The sequence below is a fragment of the Pseudomonas asturiensis genome, from assembly GCF_900143095.1.
GTDB classification, from domain to species: domain Bacteria; phylum Pseudomonadota; class Gammaproteobacteria; order Pseudomonadales; family Pseudomonadaceae; genus Aquipseudomonas; species Aquipseudomonas asturiensis.
Map to the genome: position 1 here is coordinate 119,820 of NZ_FRDA01000004.1, position 19,734 is coordinate 139,553.

A 19,734-nucleotide genomic window follows, 5' to 3' on the forward strand; every position below is an offset into this window, starting at 1 on the left:
CGGTCTGCCTGATCTGCTGACTCAAACCAAGTGACTGAACAACCAGTACAACGACCCCGACAACAGAATCGCCGCCGGCAGTGTCAGCACCCATGCCGTGGCCAGATTACGCAACGTGCGCATCTGTAATCCCGAGCCGTTGGCGACCATTGAGCCAGCCACGCCGGAAGACAAAACATGGGTGGTTGAAACCGGCAGGCCGTACATGTCGGCGGCACCGATGGTGAGCATTGCCACGACTTCAGCCGAAGCACCCTGGGCATAGGTCAGATGCGTCTTGCCTATCCGTTCGCCGACCGTCACCACAATGCGTTTCCAGCCGACCATGGTGCCCAGGCCGAGCGCAATCGCGACCACGATCTTGACCCAGGTCGGAATGAAGCGGGTGGCGTCATCGATCTGTTTCTTGAAGGCTTCCAGCTTGGACAAGGTGTCGGCATCGAACTGACCGACCTTGTTCTTCTCCATCACCCGGATGGTTTCCGAAGTCAGGTACATGTCGTTACGTACGTTGGTGACTGCCTCGGCCGGCACTTTGGACAGCGAGCCGTAGCTGCGCACTTCGTTACCGATCTTGCCCGTCATCACCGCCAGCGCAGGGATCAGTTCAGGCGTCGCCTGTTTGCTGACCAGATACTCCGAAAGAGTCTGGCGGGAGTCTGTCGGAGCAGGCAGGGGCGAGCTGCGAATCAGCGCCTGCTGCGTAACCTCTGCCACGGCGGCGAACTGCGTGGCCTGATCGGCAGGCATGGTGCGGTTCAGCGCGTAGGCCATGGGCAGGGTGCCGACCAGAATCAGCATGATCAGGCCCATGCCTTTTTGCCCGTCGTTGGAGCCGTGGGCGAATGACACCCCGGTGCAGGTGACGATCAGCATGCCGCGAATCCACCAGGGTGGCGGGGTATTGCCCTTGGGTGCCTTGTACAGCGCGCGGTTCTTGATGAACATGCGCATGGCCAGCAACAGCAGTGCGGCACAGCCGAAACCTACCAGCGGGGAGAGCAGCAGCGAATAGCCAATCTTGGTGGCCTGCGACCAGTCCACGCCACTGGTGCCGTCACGCCCGTGCATCAGCGCGTTGGCAATGCCGACGCCGATGATCGAGCCGATCAACGTATGCGAAGACGACGCAGGCAGTCCCAGCCACCAAGTGCCCAGGTTCCAGATAATCGCCGCAATCAGCAGCGCGAAGATCATGGCAAAGCCTGCCGATGAGCCGGTTTGCAGGATCAGTTCCACCGGCAGCAGGGCAATGATGCCGAACGCCACCGCGCCGCTGGAAAACATTACGCCCAGAAAGTTGAAAAACCCTGACCAGACGACCGCAAAGCCTGGCGGCAGCGAGTGGGTGTAGATCACAGTGGCCACTGCGTTGGCGGTGTCGTGGAAACCGTTGACGAACTCGAAGCCCAGCGCGATCAACAGCGCCACACCGAGCAGAATGAAAGGCGTCCAGGTGGTCACCACCGTGCCCATGTCATCCACGTCCTGTTTGAGGCTGTAACCGGTGAACGCCAGTCCGGCGATGAGAATGGCGAAGAAGATCGTCATGGTCAGTCGGCCGGGTTTACGTCCGAACTGGGTTGCCGACAGGCTCGGCCCGCCGGTAGCGTCGGGTGATAGTGCGTTGCTGGCCATGTGTGCAATACCTGGATTGAAAGATTACTGCCATGGTCATTGCAAAATGTGACAAGGATGCGACACAGGTCAACTCATCCGGCTTCAGGGCCATATTCCTGATCACCGGCAGCTTTAGTCGTGGATGACAGGCGTCAGATCAGTAATCGCCGCGTTTGCGAAAGGCCCAGCGCCCGGCCACTAGGGTGAAGGTCGCCACCAGTGCGACCAGAATCCAGAAGCCTTCAGGGTCGGTGGCTAGCGGAACGCCGCCCACGTTCATGCCGAAGAAACCGGCGACGATATTGATCGGCAAGGCCAGTACCGTGACAACGGTCAGGGTGAAGAGGGTGCGACTGCTTTGCTCGTTGAGGTTGGCAGCAATCTCTTCCTGCAGCAGCTTGATGCGTTCGCCCAGCGCCGTCAGGTCGTTGATGACCAGCGATGATTCCTCGATGGATTGCCGCAGGGCTTGAATATCCTGCTCGCGCAGCCATTGCGGCGGACGATGCAGCATGCGCATCAGCGAGCCCGGTTCCAGCGCCAGCAGGCGTTGCAAGCGAACCAGCACGCGGCGCATGGCACCCAGTTCCGAGCGGTTGTTACTCAGGCGCTGGGACAGCAACTGGTCTTCGATGCGGTCGACGTTCACGCTGGTCTTGCGCAGAAATTGGGTCAGCACTTCGCCCTGGTCGCTCAGCAGATGAGCCAGAAGCTCCAGCGGAGAGTCGAACTGCTCGCCTCGTTTGACCGACGAGCGCAGCTTGTCCACCGAGCGCAAGGGTTGCAGCCGGGCCGTGATCAACAGGCGCTGACGGGCACAGACCCACAGCGTGGAAATATCGGTGGAAAGCCGGTTGAAATCGAACACCACGTCGTTGACGACCGCAAGCAGGGTGGCATCGACATGTTCGATTCGCGTGGAGCGTGAGCCTTCATGCAGCGCTTCGAAAAACTCTTCGGGCAGCTCCAGATTGGCTTTCATCCAGCGTTCGCAGGCCGCATGCGACAGATTGAGGTGCAGCCAGATGAAGTCATTGCTGTCAGGTGGATGTTGCAGATAATCCAGTGCAGCAGCCGAGCCGATCTCCTGGCCGCTTTCACCCGGCTGGAAGCGGAAGCCGTAGAGCAGGCCAAAAAGGTCGGAATCCTGATGATGGTGCGCGATGCTGTGGTTCATGGCAGTCCACGTGCGGCCTGGCCCGGAAGGGGAGGCGAAGGCCGCATGATGACAAGCCTTTATTTCAGATTTGTGACTGAATGTTGCTGGTTGTGTCTCAGACCATCGCCAGTGGCATTTTGCGGGTCGGAGCAGGCCATGCACGGTCAATATCGGCCAGGTCCTGTTCGGTCAGCCGGATCTGCTCTGCGGCGATGTTCAGGCGAATGTGCTCAGGGTTGGTCGCTTTGGGGATAGCGATCATGTTGTCCTGACGCAGTACCCATGCCAGTGAGATCTGCGCTGGCGTGGCGCTATGGCGATTGGCGATTTCATGCAGCGCAGGGTGGTACAACAGGTCGCCCGCCTGACCGATCGGGCAGTACGCCATCAGCGGCAGATGACGGTTGGCGCTCCATAGCATCAGGTCGAACTCGATGCCACGTTGCTCCGGGTTGTACAACACCTGATTGGTTGCGCAATGCGGGTTGTCCAGCTCGATCATGTCCGGGACATCGAAATTGGACACGCCCCAGGCCCCGATCTTGCCTTCCTCACACAGGCGCTCGAAAGCGTCGACGGTTTCGGTCAGCGGGTACTGGCCGGGCCAGTGAAGGAGGTAAAGGTCGATGTAGTCGGTATTCATCCTGCGCAGGCTGGCCTCGCAGGCTTTCGGGATTCCCGTGCGGCTGGCGTTGTGCGGATAAACCTTGCTGACAATGAAGACCTTGTCGCGCTGCCCGGCAATGGCTTGTCCGACGATTTCCTCGGCAGCGCCGTCGGCATACATTTCAGCCGTGTCGATCAGGGTCAGGCCCTGTTCGATGCCAAGGCACAGTCCTGCGATCTCAGCCGAGCGCAGATGTGCCTTCTCGCCCATGTGCCAGGTGCCTTGACCCAGCACTGGTACAGTGTTGCCTGCCAATTCCAGTGTGCGCATACGACCCCCCTGCGATTAAGTGAACAGGTCTCAGGCAACAAGGCCTGCACGAGGTTCCCGTACAGACCTTTGAAGCGATCAATTACACGCGGAATTGTTTCAGCAGGGCGTTCAACTGCTCGCTCAATCCTCTCAAGTGCTGGCTGGCGCTGGTCGACTGTTCGGCGGCCAATGCCGTGCTTTGGGACAGTTGCGCGGCCTGGGTCACGTTCTGGTTGATGTCATCGACCACGTGCGACTGCTGCAGGGTGGCGCTGGCGATGGACGCGTTGAGACCATTTAGATTGCGCAAGGCCTGGCTGATCGAGGTCAGGCTCTGACCCGCCTGATTGGCCTGCTCGATGGTCAACTGCGAGGAGCGACTGCTGTCGCCGATGACCTTGACCGCAGCATCGGAATGGCGCTGCAGGCGTTCGATCATTGCCTGGATTTCGGCGGTGGACTTCTGGGTGCGTTGCGCAAGCAAACGTACCTCGTCGGCCACTACCGCAAAGCCACGGCCTTGTTCGCCGGCACGGGCCGCTTCGATGGCTGCGTTGAGGGCCAGCAGGTTGGTCTGTTCGGCAATCGAGCTGATTACCTCGAGCACACCCCCGATCTGGGTGCTTTCGCTGGACAGGGTGTGCATCACATCCACCGCCTGGCTGATGGTGCCCGAGAGGTGTTCGATCTGGCGCAGGCTATTGTCGATATTGACCTGGCCTTGCTGCGCCTGCGATTCGGCATTACGCATTTCGCTGGCGGCGTGCTCGGCATTCTTGGCCACGTCCTGCACGCCATAAGTCACCTCATTGACCGCGGTGGCGACCAGGTCCATTTGTTGCGATTGCTGCTGGCTGCGGTTCTGTGCCTGCTCGGCGTTGCTGCCAAGGTCCGTCGACGCCTGCCCGAGTGCCACGGCCGAACTCTGCAACTGACCCACCACGTTGCGCAATTTGGCGATGAAGGCGTTGAAGTGCTTGCCCAGTTCGGTGATTTCATCGCTGCCATGGGTTTCGAGTGTGCGGGTCAGGTCACTCTCGCCGCTGGCGATGTTGCTCATGGCGCTGACGGCTGCTCTCAGGGGGCTGACAATGCTGCGCACGATCAAGGTCAGCAGCAGAATCATGACCAGCACGATGCCGACAATGAACATACCGGCATTCCACATCTGAGCCTTGAACTCCGCGGCCACATCGTCCACATAAACGCCGGAACCCAGAATCCAGCCCCAGGGCTGGAACAGTTGGACGTAGGAGGTCTTTTTCACCGGCTCCGTTGCACCGGGCTTGGGCCAGCGATAGTTGACCAGACCCGCGCCCTTGCTTTTGACCACCGCGACCATTTCGTTGAACACCGCGAAACCGTCCGGGTCCTTGATGGCCGACAGGTTCTGGCCTTCGAGCTTGGGATTGGTAGGGTGCATGATCATCACGGGCTGCAGGTCGTTGATCCAGAAATAGTCATTCTGGCTGTAACGCAAGCCTTTGATCTCTTTCAACGCCTGCTGCTGTGCAGCCTCGCGGGGCATGGTGCCGGCGGCCTCCAGACCCTGATAGAAAGTGAGAATGCCGCTGGCGGTCTGAACCACGTGCATGGTCTTTTCGGCCTTGGCCTGATACAGGTCGTCGTGAATCTGCTTGAGCAAAGTCGCTGCCAGGACAAAGAGCATCAGCACAGAAACGATAAGGATCAGCCATAACCGGCGGCTGATGGACAAACTGCGCATATTCATGATCTCTACCCCATACGTTATTTTTCTTTTTCTTCTTTGAAGCTGACAGACGCTGACCAGCGCGAACGCTTCAGGACGTGGCCTCTCCAGCTTCTCGGCGCATCATGACCAAACATGAGATCGCAGTCACATTTTTTTGCAGGGCAGGGAACTTTTCCTCAGCTATAGCGAAAGGCTTACGCCAGCAGGCGTCATTGGCTCTTTTCGCTGACCCTGAGTGAATGTAGGATCCAATTCAACAGCTGCAGCGAAGGAACGATGCAGTGATCAGGGAGGATCGACCATTGCCAGGAGGCTACTGACAGGATGTCGGGATGGTCATGTTTGCAGGAACGACCCGCTTCGGCGGGTTTTTTGCGTTCTGGCGAAAGGTTTTCGGCGCGCAGCGATCAGTCAGGCGCGCAGCCTTTGAGCACCAGGCGCAGGATCGTTCGGGTTGCAGCCTCGTAATCGCCCTCATCAAGACGGGCCTTGCCGGTGACAGTCGCAATCTGCCAGTCGAAGTCGGCGTAGGTCTGGGTTGCGGCCCAGATCGTGAACATCAGATGATGCGGATCGAGCGGCGCGATCTGTCCGCTGTCGATCCACGCCTGAATACATTCGATGTTATGCCGGGCCTGGCTGTTGAGCTGTTCGATTTGTTGCGGTGTGAGGTGGGGCGCGCCATGCATGATCTCGCTGGCGAACACTTTCGACGCAAACGGCAGATCGCGGGAGATCTGGATCTTGGCGCGAATGTAGCCGCTCAACACGTCGGCAGGCACGCCCTCGGGATTGAACGGTGTCGAGGCGCGCAGGATCGGTTCGATGATGCTTTCCAGCACCTCGCGATACAGGTTTTCCTTGGACTTGAAGTAGTAGTAGACGTTGGGCTTGGGGACACCGGCTCTGGCGGCGATGTCGCTGGTCTTGCTGGCAGCGAAGCCCTTGTCGGCAAATTCCTCGCTGGCAGCGCGCAGGATGAGTTCTTTATTGCGCTCGCGAATGCTGCTCATGACCCGGATATTCCCTTGCCTGCACGGCGGTCGCGCATGGTAGCACCGGGTTTGCGAGGGGCTCAATGCTGGTGGGTGTCGGGCCCGGCGTCTGCGTCAAACGCCCGGTAAACAGGCTTGGGCCGGACCCTGGCGTTTACTCAACGGTGTCCGGCCGCAGAAACAGTGTTGCAGGTATAGCAAAAGGCTTACACCGTCAGACGTCATTGGCTCTGTTCCCTGACTCGCCTGCAACGTAGGATCCAATTCAACAGCTGCAGCGAAGGAACGATGCAGCGATCAGGGAGGATCGACCATTGCCAGGAGGCTACTGACAGGATGTCGGGATGGTCATGTTCGCAAAACGACCCGCTTCGGCGGGTTTTTTGCGTTTCCGGGACACTGATCATGTGTTCCTGCCGATCTCGCCTTGCGCGCCTGCAACCCCATTGCAGAAAAATTTGCTGGGATATCCCGGATTTTTCAGGGAAGGTAGCCGCCTGCCTTTAATTCTCGAACTCAGTGAGGACGGCCTATGGATTTCTTCAAAAAACTGTTTGGTTCGTTGAACAAACCTGCGCCTGAAAGCGCCGAGAGTACGTCAGAGCTCGAAGACCCGACGTCCATGCCTCGCGCAGATGAGGCCGATTCGGCCAATCAGGCTGCGCGTCTGGCCAGCGGTGAGTGCCTGGACCGGCACTGGAATACCGTGGGTACTTCAGAGCGTGATGTGATCACTTACCTCATCAGTCCAGGGCTCAGCGGCGGTCCATTCTGGCCGTCTACACGTCAGGCCTATCGGGTGGTGCGTCGCGTAAATACGATAGTGCTCGCCACCGATGGGCTGTCTGATCCGTTCGATGACGCTGAAGGCATGGGCAACGGATTTGAAATGGAGCTGTTTGTGGAAACAGCCGACATTCCCGATCACGCTCGCGGGCCGGTTGGGGAGGTCGATCCGTTCAAGAACAGTTGGGCCTTTGAGTTGATCGAGCACGTCGCCAAAACAGTGGCCGATGCCGGTGGCATCACCCATCAGCTTGAGCAATACGGCGTGCTGTCGCTGGAACTGCCCGGCGTGAGCCAGTCACGCTGCATAGGCGACCAGTTGCCTGACCTGTTCGTGACCGGGGATGACTGCGCGGGCATCCTGCTCGGCGGTCCCGCGCCCGATTTCCCGGTGTTGCTTGAAGACATGCCTCTGTCGCCTGTCACGCTGGTACCTGTGGTACTGATCACGGCCTCCGAGCTTGAGTACGTTCGCGCGGGTGGACGCGCCGCGCGCGAAGATCTGGTCAGCCGTCTGGCGCACGCAGGTGTCGGTCATAAGAGCAGCCTGCGGCGCGCCAGTGTGGTGTGACGGTTTTTTCGATACGGCGGCGGTCACTTCGCTGCCAGGGAAAACAGGATGTGATCATTCCATATGTGTTGCTTGAGGCCGTACCAGCGGTCCTGATGTCAGGAAGGTGTGGCGTTACTGACGTCGGCGTTCAACAGCTCTTTGTCGAGCCGATTGAGTACAGCGATGCACTCCATCAATGTGGAGTGACGGTGAAGTTCAACGACGATGCTGTTTGACGCCGACACGTCAGTGAGTTGATCCAGTGTCACGCGGATCGAAGCTCTGGCGCTGTGAATCACCACCCTGAGATTGAGTCTGACCTGCTCCTTCAATGCTTCCAGAGCGGTCAGGAAGCCCTTCAACTCACGCCTCGCAATCAGCGCAGGCAAGTCCTGACTGTGTTCACTCAAGGTTTCCATGGTTTTGGTAATGGCCACACTGATCAGAGAAAACCTGTTCTCCAGTGTTTGCACTGAGCACAGTATGGCGCTGACTTCATTAATGATCTGATCAGTGAATTGTCTATACCGAATGGCAGACTCATCGTGATAACTCTTGGATTTCAGCATGGTGTTCGCTCCAGAAAACCGGCCAATGGCCTTCTGCTATCTACGCTATTCCTCGACCCTCTCCGCTGCTATCCCTGCACACAATTAAACCCGCGCTTTTCTTGAATGCGTGCGTTTTTTTTGAGGTCGAACCATTGGTCTTCTCCCTCATCGTGTCAATCGCTTTGTATGTTAGGTTTTCCAGGCATGCTTTGAATGCGCGGTTTGAATCGGGGTGGTCGTATGGACAGGTATTGTTTTGCTGAGCTTAAAATCAACGACGTCGACAAGGCCTCCGAGCATTTTCAACTTCATGATAATTTCATGACCATCAACCCCGGCGAGGAAGGGCGATTCGATTATTCAAAGCGCGTCTGCCTGCTGGGGCATTCTTTTATTGGTACTTCGCTGAGCGAGTCGGGCTGGGGGTATCACACCACCAATGTCATGGATGGTTTTTTAATGACCATTCCACATACGGGTTCGCTCAACTGGCAGACGAGGGCAGGCCGTTACAAGGTAGCGCCGGGCGCTGCCGCTCTGGTTGACCAACGGGAGGTGTTCAAGGCCGCCTATGCATCAGGGGTGCGCTACACCACGCTGTATATAGACAATCTGGACATGCTCAAATATTTAACGCTGCTCACGGGTGTGCCGCCGAAAACACGTATTTACTTCAATCGTCTGTCTGCAGGCGCGACGCCAATACCCGTGGTATTGAAGTTGGTGGAAACTATTTTCGACGTCATGTCCGGTTCCAGAGTCCCTGTGGTCAATGTGGCGACCAGCCTGAAAGAAAGTTTGATAGGGTTCATATTGTTCAATTGTGACAATAACTATACCCGGGCGATTTCAGACACCTCAGGGCACGCCGCGCCCACCCCGCATTCGATAAAGCTGGCCATGGATTTCATGGCCGAGAACACCGATCCCCATTTGACGGTCGGGGAAGTTGCCGTGCATGCCGGGTTGAGTGTGCGTTCACTGCAATCCGGTTTCAAACGGTACAAAAATACGACGCCTATCGCTTTTTTGAGAACAGTTCGAATAAACAGATCACGCCATCTGTTATCCCGTTCTGACGGCGAGGACAGCCCGAAGGAGATTGCCCAACGGTGCGGTTTCACCAACTATCACGTGTTCTGCAAATACTACCTGGAGGCGTTTTACGAACACCCCAGTGTCACATACGGTAGAACAGGCAGGGACGTGTAACGTCCGGCGAAGCGTCAGGCTTTTATCTGCATTGTCTCCGGCAACCTGGATGCAAGCGCCTCGACGATATGGGTTAGCCGTTTCGGCAGCAGACGCGTGGAGGGCCAGACGGCGTGGCATTGCATTTGTGCTGGCGCGCAGTGGCTCAGGACCCGCACGATCGCACCCGTTTTCAGGCGTTCGTGTACCAGCCATGAGGGTAACCAGCCAATGCCCATCCCGGCCTCGACCGCATCAGCAATGGTCGCCAGATCATTGAGCTTGAGTCGCGACGCCAGCGTCAGGGTGTGCAACTGACCCTTCCCATCGGGCAGGGTCCAGGGTTGTACGTAGTCGCGACGGTAGTAAAGCAGCGCATCGTGGCCCTGCAAGGCAGCAACGTTTTCCGGATATCCGCGGCTGTTCAGGTACTGAGGAGAGGCGCACAGCAGCTTGTGCTGGACGCCGACAGGTCGGGCGGACAATCCCTGTGGCTGGCTCCAGGGACCGAACCGCACCGCCAGATCGAAACCCTCGGCAATGAGGTCCACCGACTGGTCACTGAACTGCATTTCCAGCTCAAGGCCAGGATGCTGTCTGGCGATGTCCAGCAGGATTGGCGCGACGCAGTAACGGCCGAACAAGACCGGCACTGTCACCTTCAGTCGACCGCTGATTTCATGCTGGCCGGAGTCGAGCAGGGACTGCGCCTTGCGAATCTCGTCCATCGCTCTCATGCAATGCTCGTAATACACCTGGCCGTCTTCAGTCAGGCTTTGTGTGCGCGTCGTTCGATGAAAGAGTCGTACGCCCAGTCGCTCTTCAACTCTGGCGATGCCTTTGCCGACTGCTGAGCGCGTCAGCGAGAGTTGCTCGGCCGCACGGGCGAAGCCACCGGCGTTTACCACCTCGATAAACAGCGCAACGCCATCCAGGGGATCCCGCATGGTACGAACTCCTATTGTCTCTTTTATTTCTACAGGAAAAGGAAAATATATCCTCAATGCTGATTTAAATTCTACTATACAGTTTGCACATCCGGGTAATGGTTCCCGGATGGAGACAGTTCTGCGCGTTAGCGCTGCGAGTGTCTTCCTTCTCTGGAGTGTCAGAAGGAAAAATCATGCGGGTTTCTATTGTCTATGACAGCGGATGGGGCCATACCGCCAGGCAAGCATCGAGCGTGGCTGAAGGCGTGCGGCGGGTTGAAGGCGTCGAAGCGCGGCTGGTTTCAGTTTCCGAGCAACCGATGCCTTGGGATGTGCTGGAAGCAAGCGATGCCATCATCTTTGGTTCACCCACCTACAACGGTGCGCCCAGCGCGCGTTTCAAGCAATTTTGTGAGGACTCCACCGGACGCGTCTGGAACGACTTCAAGTGGCGTAACAAGGTGGCTGCGGGGTTTACCAACTCTGGGGCGCAGAGCGGCGACAAACTCCACTCCTTGATATCGATGGCGCTTTTCGCTGCGCAGCACGGCATGTTGTGGGTCGGCCTCGACCTGAAGCCTGGCAACGACAACAGTCATGGCAGCGAACAGGACTTGAACCGCCTGGGCAGCTGGCTGGGCGCAATGGCTCAGTCCAACGGCGACCAGGGACCAGACGAAACCCCCCTCGAAAGTGATCTGCAAACCGCGGCCTATCTCGGGCAGCGCGTGGCTGAAACCGTGGGTCGGTTGAAGATCGCCTGATCTCACCCTCTTTGAACAGTGAGTCTCTCGACATGAAACTGCTTTGTCTCGATATCCCCCAACCCGGCGCTACCCTGGAAAAATACGAGCCGCACATGCTCGACGAAGCCCGTCATGCCTGGCAGCTCTACAAGAATGGTGTCGTGCGCGATTTTTATTTTCGCCAGGATCGTCCTGGCGTCGCCCTGATTGCCGAGTGCGAATCGGTGGAGGCGGCCAGAGCAGCGCTGCGCGAATTTCCGCTGGCCCAGGCCGGACTCATCGATTGGGAGATCATCCCGCTGGGTCCGTTTGCGAACTGGGAAATGCTGTTCGCGCCTGGCAACGCCTGACGATCACATCGCGCCATCACTCCCTGCGCTGTGAGCGCCAATCCTTTCTCGAATCAAGGGCATCAGACCATGACCAAGCAAGCTTCCGAGCTCAAGCCGGTGCTTTTCGTCGTTACCAGTAATGCTGTCAAAGGTGAGACCGGCCTTCCCACAGGCTTCAACCTGGCAGAAGTCACGCATCCGTGGGAGAAACTGCAGGCCGCTGGCATTCGCGTGGAACTGGCCTCTATCAAAGGTGGTGCGGCACCGCTGGACGGCCTGGAGGACATGAGCGATCCAGTGATTGCCCGCTTCTGGGCCGATGCCGACTTTCGACATGCATTGGCGAACACGTTGGCTATGGACCAGGTAGACCCTTCGCGCTACTCGGCGATTTTCTTCGCCGGTGGTCACGGCACGATGTGGGATTTTCCGGACAATGCGGCTGTGCAGAAGGCCATCCGCGAGATCGATGCGGCAGGCGGAATTGTCTCGGCGGTGTGCCACGGCCCGGCCGCACTGGTCAACGCGTGCGCCGCTGATGGGCGTCTATTGGTTGCGGGCAAGCGCCTGGCTGCCTTCACGGACGATGAGGAAGAGGCGGTGCAGTCCGTTGACGTCATGCCGTTTCTGCTCGCGACGACGCTCAACGCGCGCGGCGCGTTGCATCAGCCTGCTGCCAACTGGGCCGATAATGTCGTGGTGGACGGTCGGCTCATTACCGGCCAGAACCCTCAATCGGCGTCGAGCCTGGGTGAGGCGCTGCGTGACGCGTTGCTGGCATGAGTGCAGGTCTGTAACGGGAGAAGTCGCATGAAACTGATTTGTGTCGAAGAGCATGTGCTCGACCCGGCCATCGGCAAGGCTGCGCAGGCATTGGCGCTGAGCACTGCGCCTTATCTGGCTGACTGGGGAAGTCGCGTTATCGACGGCAGCCAGCGTGTGGACCCGGGCCGACCACACGTCATTGCGCCTCAGGACTCTGCACGCAAGGCACTGGACATGGGCGCAGCGCGCCTGAGCGATATGGACGGCGCGGGCATCAGCATGCAGGTGCTGTCCTATGGCGGGTTTCCTCAGCTGTTGCGTTCTGCGCAAGCCATTGAGCTGTGCCGGGCTGCCAACGACAGGCTTGCCGAAGCCGCGCATGCGCATCCCCAGCGTTTTGCCGGGTTCGCTACGCTGCCCTGGCAGGCACCGGAGGCCGCAGCGCGCGAGCTGGAGAGGGCGGTCAGGGAGCTAGGCTTCAAGGGCGCGCTGATCAACGGTCGGCCCGGCGATACGTTTCTGGACAACCTTCGCTACGCGTCGATTCTCGCTGCGCTCAACGAGCTGCGGGTGCCGCTGTATGTTCATCCCGGTCTGCCGTTGCCTGGGGTGCAGGCCCCTTACTACGGTGGGTTGGAGCGTGAACTTGGCGCCCGGCTGTCCATGTTCGCCTGGGGATGGCACAACGAAGCGGGTATTCAGGTGGTACGCATGCTGCTCTCCGGTGTGTTTGATCGCTACCCGGCCTTGCAGGTCATCAGCGGGCATTGGGGCGAGATGGTGCCGTTCTTTCTGCAGCGCCTGGAAGACTCGATCCCTCAGGAGGCTTCGGGGCTTGAGCGGCCCATCGTTCAGACCTACCGCGAACATGTCTACGTCTCGCCGAGCGGCATGCTGACGCTGCCGCATTTCCAGTTCATTCATTCGGTGATGGGGGCGGAGCGCATCCTGTACTCCATCGATTACCCGTATCAGAGCCTTGATGGCGCTCGCGCGTTCATCGACAGCCTGCCGGTCAGTGATGCCGACAAGGCCCTGATTGCCCACGGCAACGCCGAAAGACTGCTCAGGCTTTGAACCCATGGATTGATGAGCGCTGCTCATCGGTTCAAGAGACAGGAGCCCGGTAGTCCTCAGGGCAGCTGTCCACTAACGTGAGTGGCAATTACCCGTTAGCAGGAGCTTACCGATGAGAACACTCGCCGCGTTGTCGACCCTGGCCTCGATGCTGATGTCACCGTTGGCCGCAAACGCTGCCGACGCTGCCAGCGGCGCGGCCATGAGCATCGTCAGGAACGGAGAACAGGCGTCGATCATGGGCGCACCCGCCAATTTTGTCGGGGCTGCGCGTATCGATCCTCTGTTTCCTGCCCGTTCGCCCTCGCGGGTGTCCGCAGGCTACGTCACGTTCCAACCCGGTGCCCGCTCCATGTGGCACACCCATCCACTGGGGCAGACCCTGGTCGTGACGTCCGGCACAGGCTGGATTCAGCAGGCAGGTGGCGAGAAACAGGCTATCAGGCCGGGCGATGTGATCTGGACCCCGCCGGGCGTCAAGCACTGGCATGGCGCAACCTCCACCACCGGCATGACGCACATGGCCATTCAGGAGACGGAGGACGGCAAGAATGTCGAGTGGCTGGAGGCCGTGACTGACGCGCAATACGAGGCCGCGCAATGACCGCTGGCAAACTGGCTTTCTCGACGTTCGCAGTTCTGCTCAGCGCCTGTGCCACCACAGAAAAAGGATCCATGACCATGAGTTTACCTGCGGTTCCCACGCCCGAAGACGCCCGAGCCGTGTCCCCGGCATTGGCTCATAACACCGATTCGTTGCTGTTGGGCGAGGTCTGGAAACGTCCCGGTCTGTCCCCGCGCGACAGAAGCCTGGTGACGCTTGCGGTGTTGATTTCGCGAGGGCAGACGGTCGAGATGGCATACCATTTCAACCGGGCACTGGACAACGGCGTCACGCCGCTGGAGCTTTCGGAAACCATCAATCATCTGGCCTATTACTCGGGCTGGGGCAATGCCACGGCGACCCTTCTGATTGCCAAAGAGGTGTTTGCCGGGCGCAGCATTGGTGTCGATCAACTGGCGCCGGTTTCCCCCGCACGGCTGCCCCTCGATGAGGCCGCTGAGCAGGCGCGTGTCGCTCAGGTAGACAACAACGTCGGCCCCGTTGCACCGGGCCTTGTGGAATACACGACCAAGGCACTGTTCCGTGATCTCTGGCTGCGGCCGGGTCTGGCACCCAGAGATCGCAGCCTGATTACGGTCAGCTCCCTGGTTGCCAATGGTCAGGTTGCACAGGTGACCTTTCACCTCAACCGCGCCATGGACAACGGTCTGAAACAGAGCGAGGCGTCCGAAATGCTCACGCAGTTGGCCTTTTATGCGGGCTGGCCCAACACGTTTTCAGCGGTGCCCGTGTTCAAGGATGTATTCAGCAAGCGTCAGGAGGGTTAGGGCGGTCAGCGCAGGGGGCCCATGGGTTCGAGCTCGCGAATGAGGTCGATGAGCAGACGCAGCCCGACGGGCACCTGCCTGAAGCTTGAATAGTACGCGTGAAAGCCCGGATCCACGTGTGTCCAGTCTTCCAGCACGCGCTGCAATGACCCCGCTGCGATGTAGGGCGCGACAATCGCAGCGGGCACGTACATCAAGCCCGCACCCCGGGTCACCAGCGCGACACCGATGCGGGTTTCATCAATCGTGATGGTGCCAGGCACTTCAACTTCCAGCACCTGCCCCTTTTTTATGAACTGCCAGTCGTAGAGCCGGGCGTTGCCCAGGCGAATACGCAGGCAGCGATGTTGCTTCAGGTCCTCGGGATGCTTCGGCGTGCCAAAACGCTTCAGGTACTCCGGCGTGCCAACCACCGCCGAGGCCACATCGGGTGAGAGTCGCTGGGCGATCATGTCTTCCGGGACGGTGCCACCAAAGCGGATGCCGGCGTCATGCCCGTCACCGATCACGTCGACCATTTTATTGGTCACGGTCAGGTCGATTTCAATGTCCGGATAGCGTTCGATGAAGACCGGCAGAACCGGCCCCAGCAGCAACTCTGCTCCATCGCTCAGGACATTCAGCCGGATCCTTCCTGCGGGCTCGTCACGCAGACGATTCAACGCTTCCAGCGCCTGCCCGATGTCGTTGACGGGCTCGCTGATCAACCCCTGCAGTTCCTCACCTGCCACCGTCAGCGTCACGCTGCGCGTGGTGCGGTTCAACAGTCGAACACCGAGACGCGCTTCAAGTCCTTTCATCGCGTGACTGAGGGCCGATGCGCTGATGCCGACTTCAAGGGCTGCGCGGCTGAAGCTCTGATGTCGCGCAATGGCGAGAAAATAAACGATGTCTGCCAGGTTCGCGCGGCTCAGTTGCATTCAAGGCTCCGTAGGCGGTCGTGAGAAATCAAAGGGTGTCGGGCAGGTGGTCGATGAGTTTATCCAGTGTAATCGGGTAATCCCTTACCCGAACGCCGGTTGCGTTGTAGATGGCATTGGCAATCGCCGCCGCGGCGCCGGAAATACCCAGCTCGCCGACCCCCTTGGCTTTCAGAGGGGTTGCGTAGATATCCACTTCGTCCAGAAAGATCACCTCCTGATGCGGGATGTCGGCATGCACGGGCACTTCATAGCCCGCGAGGTCGTGATTGACGAAGAACCCCAGGCGATGATCCACCACCATGTCCTCCATCAGTGCAGCACCTGCGCCCATGGTCATCCCGCCGATGATCTGGCTGCGGGCGGTCTTGGGGTTGAGGATTCTGCCCGCTGCGCACACCGCCAATTGGCGGCGAATACGCACCTCGCCCGTCGCCGCGTTGACGCCGACTTCGACGAAGTGCGCGCCGAACGTCTGCTGAGCATAGTCCTTGGCCAGCGTGCCGTATTCCATGAAGTCCTCGGCTTGAATCTCGCCGTCCCTTGCGGCGTGCGCCAAGGGCACATGGGTGTCGCCTTCGTGCACGTTGCCATCGGCGAACCTGGCCTTCAGCGGATCAATCCCCAGTTTTCGGGCCACCGCTTCGCGAAGCTTCACGCAGGCCGCATAAACGCCCGCCGTTGAAGAGGCCGCCCCCCATTGGCCACCCGAGCCAGACGATTCCGGAAACCGTGAATCACCCAGATTCACAACTACCTGCTCAAGGTCCACGCCCATCATCTCGGCTGCCGTCTGGGCGATGATGGTGTAGGTGCCGGTTCCGATGTCGGTCATGTCGGTCTCGACCGTCACGATGCCCTGGCGATTGAGCCTTACCCGCGCAGCGGATTTGGTCGTGGGCGCGCCACGGATCGCCGAGGCCACGCCGATACCGATCAGCCAGCCATCATGCAATGCCTTACCGGGTACCGGGTTGCGCTGGCTCCAGCCGAAATGTTCGGCGCCGGTGTTCAGACACTCCACAAGCTGGCGTCTGGAAAAGGGGCGTTTGGGTTGTTCCGGGTCGACCTGGGTGTCGTTCATGACGCGGAACTTCACGGGGTCGATGCCGAGTTTCTCGGCCAGTTCATCCATGGCGATTTCCAGCGCCATCATTCCCGGTGCTTCACCCGGCGCACGCATCGCACTGCCTTCGGCCAGGTCCAGCACAGACAGATTCAGGCGGGTCATCCGGTGAGCACCTGCATACAGCCCGCGGGTCGAGGCCGTTGCCGCTTCCGGTCTGCCGCCTGGCAGGTTGCCTGACCAGCTTTCGTGGCCTATTGCAGTGATGGTGCCGTCCTTGTCCGCACCGATACGGATCCGCTGGATGGTCGCCGGTCGGTGGGTGAGGTTGTTGAACATCAGCGGACGGGGCAGGGCGACCTTGACCGGACGTCTGGCCGCGCGCGCCGCCAGTGAGGCCAGTACCGCGTCACACAGAATGGTGCCTTTGCCGCCGAATCCGCCGCCGATGTAGGGCGATAGCAAGTGGATATCTTCCTTGCGGATCCCCAGCGTTTTGGCCAGGTCGCGCACGCCCCAGTTGATCTGCTGGATGGAGGTCCAGAGCGTCAGTTTGCTGCCGTTCCACTGAGCGATGGTAGCGTGGGGTTCCATCATGGCGTGGGCATGGTCAGGCGTGGAGTAGCGGCCATCGACCTTGACGGCCGCTGCGCTGAACGCGCCGTCGAAATCGCCGATGCTCGTCTGTGGTGGCGGGCCGAAGCCAGCGGGCGGTGGTGTTTTGGCCGAGTCCAGCGTCGCGGCCAGTTCGAACGACCCGTTTTCTCGAACGTAGAACACGCGAAGCAGTGCTGACGCAGCGCGCGCCTGCTCGAAAGTCTCGGCGACCACGATAGCGACGGCCTGGTGATAGTGATCCACCTGAGGCCCGGCCAACGCGCGTGCGACGTAAAACTCGCCGCGGTCGAGCTTGCCCGCATTTTCATGCGTGACAATCGCAATCACGCCAGATGCCTTGCGCGCCTCGCTTGAATCGATCGACGAAATCCGCCCTTTGCCAATGGCTGCGCCGACCACATAGCCGTACGCCGGGTTGGTCACCGCCGCATTCTGTTCGTAGGCGTAGGTCGCGGTTCCGGTGGTTTTCAGCTTGCCGTCGATACGGTCTGCAGGCTTGCCGATCACGTTGAGCTGATCGATGGGATTGGTGCTGGCAGGCGTGTCAAATTTCATGGTCTGGGTTCCTGATCAAGCGGACTGACATCAGCAGCTCGTGCCGGTTGATATGGCTGGGTGACGAGCAATTTCACTCAGGCGAAGGCTTGCGTCAGCGCCAGCTTGAGGGTGCGTTCGGCCAGTTTCACTTTGAACGCGTTTTGCGGTGTCGGCTGCGCGTTGGCCAGCAGTCGGGCTGCCACGGCACTGGCACCCTGCGGCATCAATACGTCGGCTGCCTCGCTGCGCCAGGGCGTATACGCGACGCCACCCAGCGCGACCTGGCCGGTCTTGTCCGGCTGGACGATTACCGCCACAGAGATCAATGCAAACGCGTAGGACGCGCGATCACGAACCTTGTAGTAAAGCTGTTTGCCGCCCACCGGCCTGGGCAGCGTGACGGCGGTGATCAGCTCGCCCGGCATCAAGGTGTTTTCCAGATGCGGCGTGTCGCCCGGCGGCTTGTACAGCGCCTCGACGGGAAAGCTGCGAACCCCTCCATCAGGCCCAAGGGTTTCCACCGTGGCCCCCAGCACGCGCATGCCGACCGCCATGTCGCTCGGATGACTGGCGATGCAGGACGTGCTGACACCGATGATCGCTTGCTGGCGACTGACCCCGCCCAGCGCCGCGCAACCAGCACCGGGACGACGTTTGTTGCAAGGTTGATGGGGATCGTAGAAATAGGCGCAACGCGTACGTTGCAGCAGGTTGCCTGCCGTCGTCGCCTTGTTGCGCAATTGGCCGGAAGCGCCGGCAAGCAGTGATCGAGAGAGCACGCCATAGTCGCGGCGCACGTCGGGCGCTGCCGCCAGATCCGTGTTGCGAACCAGCGCGCCTATCCGCAGGCCGCCGTCCGCGGTTCGGGTGATCGTGTCGAAGCCCAGGCCGTTGACGTCGATCAAATGCTGCGGTGTTTCGATTTCCAGTTTCATCAGGTCCAGCAGGTTGGTGCCGCCTGCGATGAACTTCGCACCGGGGTGTTTGGCTGCAGCTGCAACGGCCTGTTCTGCCGAGCTCGCACGCTCATAGGTGAACGACTTCATGCCGACTCTCCCGCGACTTCCTGAATCGCCTCGATGATGTTGGAGTAGGCACCGCAGCGGCAGATATTGCCGCTCATGCGCTCGCGCATCTCCTCGGTGGAGGCGATCAGCGGAGCGTTCAGGTCCTGGGTGACATGGCTCGGAATACCCGCCTTGATTTCATCGAGCATGGCGACCGCCGAGCAGATCTGGCCGGGTGTGCAGTAGCCGCATTGATACCCGTCATGTTTCACGAACGCGGACTGCATCGAATGAAGGCGCTCGGGCGTGCCCAGACCTTCGATGGTGGTGATGGTGTCGCCTTCATGCATGACGGCCAGCGTCAGACAGGCATTGATCCGTCGCCCTTCGATAATCACCGTGCAGGCTCCGCATTGCCCGTGATCGCAACCTTTCTTGGTGCCCGTCAGGTGCAGGCGTTCGCGCAGAACATCCAGAAGCGTGGTGCGGTTGTCGACATCCAGGCTGTGGCGTCTGCCGTTCAGGGTGAACGTCACGTGGCTGCTGGCAGGCGCTTCGGCGGACCCGGTGCTGGAGGCATCAGCCGCCTGCGCGATTTCGGTCGACGCCAGCGCTGCAGTCATGGCCGATCCGGCCGTACCGATCAGAACCTGACGTCGGGACAGCCTGAGTCCTTCTGCGGAGGGGGTTCGAGGGTTCATCAACATCTCCTTTCACGCGTCTGGGTGCACCCACCTTCTTCGTTGGGTTTTAAAAAAGCCTGATCCGGGCATGAGGCTATGGGATAGACGGGAGACTGATAATGCGTTTATTCAGGATGCACCTGTGAGCTGCGCTCATTAATGCCGAGGGATGTG

The 19,734-nt window shown here is 59.7% G+C and carries 19 protein-coding genes and 1 pseudogene; 8 read left to right on the top strand and 12 right to left on the bottom strand.

Translation table 11 applies throughout. The annotated features are described in order from the left end of the window. Nucleotides 1–21: 21 nt before the first annotated feature. The 6 genes and pseudogenes from BUB69_RS08560 to BUB69_RS08580 form a co-directional block, all read right to left on the bottom strand. Complete coding sequence (locus BUB69_RS08560; protein ID WP_084537067.1) at nt 22–1,638, bottom strand: inorganic phosphate transporter; 1,617 nt, start codon at nt 1,636–1,638, stop codon at nt 22–24. A 139-nt stretch (nt 1,639–1,777) separates the two neighbouring features. Next, nucleotides 1,778–2,797 (bottom strand): transporter, encoded by a 1,020-nt coding sequence (locus BUB69_RS08565; RefSeq protein ID WP_073164636.1) that lies wholly within the window; start codon nt 2,795–2,797, stop codon nt 1,778–1,780. 97 nt (nt 2,798–2,894) lie between these two features. After that, entirely contained in the window at nt 2,895–3,716 is an 822-nt protein-coding gene (locus BUB69_RS08570) for an aldo/keto reductase (RefSeq protein ID WP_073164639.1), read from the bottom strand. A gap of 82 nt (nt 3,717–3,798) precedes the next feature. After that, the gene (locus BUB69_RS29545; RefSeq protein WP_425439358.1) at nt 3,799–4,533 is read right to left on the bottom strand and encodes a methyl-accepting chemotaxis protein; all 735 of its coding nucleotides are present in this window, start codon (nt 4,531–4,533) and stop codon (nt 3,799–3,801) included. A gap of 123 nt (nt 4,534–4,656) precedes the next feature. After that, nucleotides 4,657–5,430: pseudogene (locus tag BUB69_RS29550) on the bottom strand (cache domain-containing protein); the annotation flags it as partial. 389 nt (nt 5,431–5,819) lie between these two features. Then, nucleotides 5,820–6,425 carry a TetR/AcrR family transcriptional regulator gene (locus BUB69_RS08580; protein WP_073164648.1) on the bottom strand — a complete coding sequence of 202 codons (606 nt, stop codon included), beginning with the start codon at nt 6,423–6,425 and terminating at the stop codon, nt 5,820–5,822. Between the two features lie 514 nt (nt 6,426–6,939). Between BUB69_RS08580 and BUB69_RS08585 the strand changes: the two genes are divergently transcribed. Next, nucleotides 6,940–7,764, top strand: coding sequence for a suppressor of fused domain protein (locus BUB69_RS08585; RefSeq protein ID WP_073164652.1), 825 nt, complete (start codon nt 6,940–6,942; stop codon nt 7,762–7,764). A 98-nt stretch (nt 7,765–7,862) separates the two neighbouring features. On the opposite strand, the gene BUB69_RS08590 is transcribed toward BUB69_RS08585, so the two are convergent. Then, the gene (locus BUB69_RS08590) at nt 7,863–8,315 is read right to left on the bottom strand and encodes a hypothetical protein (protein ID WP_073164655.1); all 453 of its coding nucleotides are present in this window, start codon (nt 8,313–8,315) and stop codon (nt 7,863–7,865) included. Between the two features lie 195 nt (nt 8,316–8,510). On the opposite strand from BUB69_RS08590, the gene BUB69_RS08595 reads away from it, so the two are divergent. Continuing rightward, complete coding sequence (locus BUB69_RS08595) at nt 8,511–9,509, top strand: helix-turn-helix transcriptional regulator (RefSeq protein WP_175561672.1); 999 nt, start codon at nt 8,511–8,513, stop codon at nt 9,507–9,509. Between the two features lie 14 nt (nt 9,510–9,523). On the opposite strand, the gene BUB69_RS08600 is transcribed toward BUB69_RS08595, so the two are convergent. Continuing rightward, on the bottom strand, nt 9,524–10,435 hold the full coding sequence (locus tag BUB69_RS08600) for a LysR family transcriptional regulator (RefSeq protein WP_073164659.1): 912 nt from the start codon (nt 10,433–10,435) through the stop codon (nt 9,524–9,526). 173 nt (nt 10,436–10,608) lie between these two features. Here BUB69_RS08600 and BUB69_RS08605 point away from each other — a divergent pair, with 173 nt between their 5' ends. The 6 genes from BUB69_RS08605 (at nt 10,609) to BUB69_RS08630 (ending at nt 14,729) form a co-directional block, all read left to right on the top strand. Further along, a complete protein-coding gene (locus BUB69_RS08605) occupies nt 10,609–11,181 on the top strand; it encodes a flavodoxin family protein (protein WP_217654462.1) in 573 nt (190 codons plus the stop codon). Nucleotides 11,182–11,213: 32 nt separating this feature from the next. Beyond that, entirely contained in the window at nt 11,214–11,513 is a 300-nt protein-coding gene (locus BUB69_RS08610) for a superoxide dismutase (protein WP_073164664.1), read from the top strand. 69 nt (nt 11,514–11,582) lie between these two features. Next, entirely contained in the window at nt 11,583–12,278 is a 696-nt protein-coding gene (locus BUB69_RS08615) for a type 1 glutamine amidotransferase domain-containing protein (protein ID WP_073164666.1), read from the top strand. A gap of 27 nt (nt 12,279–12,305) precedes the next feature. After that, complete coding sequence (locus BUB69_RS08620; RefSeq protein WP_073164669.1) at nt 12,306–13,337, top strand: amidohydrolase family protein; 1,032 nt, start codon at nt 12,306–12,308, stop codon at nt 13,335–13,337. A gap of 112 nt (nt 13,338–13,449) precedes the next feature. After that, complete coding sequence (locus BUB69_RS08625; RefSeq protein ID WP_163032225.1) at nt 13,450–13,941, top strand: (R)-mandelonitrile lyase; 492 nt, start codon at nt 13,450–13,452, stop codon at nt 13,939–13,941. After that, on the top strand, nt 13,938–14,729 hold the full coding sequence (locus BUB69_RS08630; RefSeq protein WP_073164672.1) for a carboxymuconolactone decarboxylase family protein: 792 nt from the start codon (nt 13,938–13,940) through the stop codon (nt 14,727–14,729). The genes BUB69_RS08625 and BUB69_RS08630 overlap by 4 nt, the downstream gene beginning before the upstream one ends. Nucleotides 14,730–14,734: 5 nt before the next feature. Here BUB69_RS08630 and BUB69_RS08635 read toward each other — a convergent pair whose 3' ends face one another. From BUB69_RS08635 to paoA, 4 genes are all read right to left on the bottom strand, one after another. Beyond that, nucleotides 14,735–15,649 (bottom strand): LysR family transcriptional regulator, encoded by a 915-nt coding sequence (locus BUB69_RS08635; RefSeq protein WP_073164675.1) that lies wholly within the window; start codon nt 15,647–15,649, stop codon nt 14,735–14,737. Nucleotides 15,650–15,677: 28 nt separating this feature from the next. Beyond that, on the bottom strand, nt 15,678–17,888 hold the full coding sequence (gene paoC / locus BUB69_RS08640) for an aldehyde oxidoreductase molybdenum-binding subunit PaoC (protein ID WP_073164678.1): 2,211 nt from the start codon (nt 17,886–17,888) through the stop codon (nt 15,678–15,680). A 77-nt stretch (nt 17,889–17,965) separates the two neighbouring features. Beyond that, the gene (locus BUB69_RS08645; protein ID WP_073164681.1) at nt 17,966–18,916 is read right to left on the bottom strand and encodes an FAD binding domain-containing protein; all 951 of its coding nucleotides are present in this window, start codon (nt 18,914–18,916) and stop codon (nt 17,966–17,968) included. Further along, entirely contained in the window at nt 18,913–19,578 is a 666-nt protein-coding gene (paoA, locus tag BUB69_RS08650) for an aldehyde dehydrogenase iron-sulfur subunit PaoA (protein WP_141121836.1), read from the bottom strand. Before paoA ends, BUB69_RS08645 begins: the two co-directional genes overlap by 4 nt. Nucleotides 19,579–19,734 lie beyond the last annotated feature (156 nt).

What these genes read in the sequence shown, in the direction of transcription:
- BUB69_RS08590 (WP_073164655.1), bottom strand. Translation starts at nt 8,315, where the DNA reads ATGCTGAAATCCAAGAGTTATCACGATGAGTCTGCCATTCGGTATAGA.
- BUB69_RS08625 (WP_163032225.1), top strand. Translation starts at nt 13,450, where the DNA reads ATGAGAACACTCGCCGCGTTGTCGACCCTGGCCTCGATGCTGATGTCA.
- BUB69_RS08600 (WP_073164659.1), bottom strand. Translation starts at nt 10,435, where the DNA reads ATGCGGGATCCCCTGGATGGCGTTGCGCTGTTTATCGAGGTGGTAAAC.
- BUB69_RS08585 (WP_073164652.1), top strand. Translation starts at nt 6,940, where the DNA reads ATGGATTTCTTCAAAAAACTGTTTGGTTCGTTGAACAAACCTGCGCCT.
- BUB69_RS08595 (WP_175561672.1), top strand. Translation starts at nt 8,511, where the DNA reads ATGCGCGGTTTGAATCGGGGTGGTCGTATGGACAGGTATTGTTTTGCT.
- BUB69_RS08615 (WP_073164666.1), top strand. Translation starts at nt 11,583, where the DNA reads ATGACCAAGCAAGCTTCCGAGCTCAAGCCGGTGCTTTTCGTCGTTACC.
- BUB69_RS29545 (WP_425439358.1), bottom strand. Translation starts at nt 4,533, where the DNA reads ATGGACCTGGTCGCCACCGCGGTCAATGAGGTGACTTATGGCGTGCAG.
- BUB69_RS08580 (WP_073164648.1), bottom strand. Translation starts at nt 6,425, where the DNA reads ATGAGCAGCATTCGCGAGCGCAATAAAGAACTCATCCTGCGCGCTGCC.
- BUB69_RS08620 (WP_073164669.1), top strand. Translation starts at nt 12,306, where the DNA reads ATGAAACTGATTTGTGTCGAAGAGCATGTGCTCGACCCGGCCATCGGC.
- BUB69_RS08560 (WP_084537067.1), bottom strand. Translation starts at nt 1,638, where the DNA reads ATGGCCAGCAACGCACTATCACCCGACGCTACCGGCGGGCCGAGCCTG.
- BUB69_RS08630 (WP_073164672.1), top strand. Translation starts at nt 13,938, where the DNA reads ATGACCGCTGGCAAACTGGCTTTCTCGACGTTCGCAGTTCTGCTCAGC.
- paoC (WP_073164678.1), bottom strand. Translation starts at nt 17,888, where the DNA reads ATGAAATTTGACACGCCTGCCAGCACCAATCCCATCGATCAGCTCAAC.
- BUB69_RS08610 (WP_073164664.1), top strand. Translation starts at nt 11,214, where the DNA reads ATGAAACTGCTTTGTCTCGATATCCCCCAACCCGGCGCTACCCTGGAA.
- BUB69_RS08635 (WP_073164675.1), bottom strand. Translation starts at nt 15,649, where the DNA reads ATGCAACTGAGCCGCGCGAACCTGGCAGACATCGTTTATTTTCTCGCC.
- BUB69_RS08565 (WP_073164636.1), bottom strand. Translation starts at nt 2,797, where the DNA reads ATGAACCACAGCATCGCGCACCATCATCAGGATTCCGACCTTTTTGGC.
- paoA (WP_141121836.1), bottom strand. Translation starts at nt 19,578, where the DNA reads ATGAACCCTCGAACCCCCTCCGCAGAAGGACTCAGGCTGTCCCGACGT.
- BUB69_RS08645 (WP_073164681.1), bottom strand. Translation starts at nt 18,916, where the DNA reads ATGAAGTCGTTCACCTATGAGCGTGCGAGCTCGGCAGAACAGGCCGTT.
- BUB69_RS08570 (WP_073164639.1), bottom strand. Translation starts at nt 3,716, where the DNA reads ATGCGCACACTGGAATTGGCAGGCAACACTGTACCAGTGCTGGGTCAA.